Raw genomic sequence first — 391 nt, 5'->3', positions numbered from 1 at the left:
CCTTTGACGGCCTACCTTTCGGGTGAGGTTTCAAGGCTTCAATACCATCTCGCTTGAACTGTGACCGCCAAAGTGAAATTTGGCACACTTGCACGTCAAATCGAGCCGCTACTTTAACCATCGATTCCTCATGAGTTTGGTAGTAGTCTATCACACTCAACTTAAAATCTGCGGTAAGGGTTCGTGGATGACGACGCCGTTTCAAGGCGTCTATCCCACTTAAGCGATATCTTTGAATCCATTTCCTGATCAGTCGGCTACTGATACTGTATTTGCGCCCCAAGGCTCGAGAACTTTGTGGAGTAGTCAGATATTCGTGGACAATTTTAGCTTTAAAGTCAGGTTTGTATTTAGTCATAAAAAGTGCCTCACAATCGTTAGAACTTTTGTC

General features: G+C 44.2%; 1 protein-coding gene. It reads right to left on the bottom strand.

Features of this window, described 5'->3' with window-relative positions; translation table 11 throughout:
• Positions 1-358, bottom strand: a 358-nt coding sequence (locus FC49_RS09630; protein ID WP_056984893.1) for a helix-turn-helix domain-containing protein, incomplete at its 3' end; no start/stop codon positions are given.
• Positions 359-391 lie beyond the last annotated feature (33 nt).

The organism is Limosilactobacillus oris DSM 4864 (genome assembly GCF_001434465.1).
In the GTDB taxonomy this organism is placed as follows: Bacteria; Bacillota; Bacilli; order Lactobacillales; family Lactobacillaceae; genus Limosilactobacillus; species Limosilactobacillus oris.
Note: the sequence above shows the minus strand (reverse complement) of the source record. Positions and strands in the feature narration are given on the sequence as shown.